Origin of the sequence: Granulicatella sp. 20925_1_28, assembly GCF_041433575.1 — a bacterium.
In the GTDB taxonomy this organism is placed as follows: Bacteria; Bacillota; Bacilli; order Lactobacillales; family Aerococcaceae; genus Granulicatella.
Genome location: NZ_JAPWBS010000036.1, coordinates 1 through 1,017 on the forward strand (window position 1 = coordinate 1; position 1,017 = coordinate 1,017).

Sequence of the window (1,017 nt, forward strand, 5' to 3'; positions counted from 1 at the left end):
AGATAAGAAATTGTTGTTTCTTCATCAAAAGATGAAGTCCCTACACATTTGGTTCGTCTTCTTTGTTCAGTTTTCAAAGGTCAATCGTTGTTTTTCAACAACGTTAAATATATTACCACGCTCATATTTTCATTGCAAGAAATATGATTCGATGTTTTTGTCATCTTGCGCGACAACGTTTAATAATTTAACACAGGATGAAAGAGACGTCAACGAATAACTACTCCATTTTTCAAAAAAATTGTATAATCGAGAAAACGACTTGAAGGAGGGCCTATGAGACTCGAACATCTATTAATGAAACATCTGGTGCTGAGCCGCCGCGAAATGAAGAAGCTCATCAAGAATGAAGCCGTCTTAATCGATGGAGTTCCGGCTACTCACGTCAGCAATAATGTCGACGCGGCCCTGCAAGTCATCACGGTGAACGGAACGCGGATCTATGACGATAGCCAGAAGTACTATATGTTGAATAAACCTCAAGGCGTCATCTCTGCGACGACCGACAAGGAACATACGACGGTTATCGACCTCTTCGCAAACGAAAACGTCGAAGGCCTCTACCCGCTCGGACGACTCGACGGGGATACTGAAGGACTGCTGCTCGTGACGAATAATGGTCCGCTGGGGTACCGCATGCTCAACCCCGACCAACATATCGAGAAGGAATATTATGTAGAAGTTAACGGTCCGCTAGACGAGGATGCCGTAGAAACCTTCAAACGGGGCGTGGTCTTCCACGGTGGATACCAATGCAAACCAAGTACGCTTACGATCATCGAAAGTAGCGATAGCTTGAGCCGTGCGACTGTCACCATCTCTGAAGGAAAATTCCATCAAGTGAAGAAGATGTTTCTATGCGTGGGTGTGAAAGTGACCTATCTTAAACGGATTCGCTTTGGAGAATTTGTGTTAGACGAGGCTTTGGCTCCCGGAGAATATCGAGAGTTGAACGAAGCAGAACTCCAACTTGTAAAGACGTATTTCTAAAAAAGCAAAATGTAACATAAAAGTTAC

The 1,017-nt window shown here is 43.9% G+C and carries 1 protein-coding gene; it reads left to right on the forward strand.

Going from position 1 to position 1,017, the window contains the following annotated elements; translation table 11 throughout:
- The first annotated feature begins 276 nt into the window (after nucleotides 1–276).
- The gene (locus O3793_RS08890; protein WP_175815122.1) at nucleotides 277–990 is read left to right on the forward strand and encodes a pseudouridine synthase; all 714 of its coding nucleotides are present in this window, start codon (nucleotides 277–279) and stop codon (nucleotides 988–990) included.
- The last annotated feature ends 27 nt before the right edge of the window (nucleotides 991–1,017 follow it).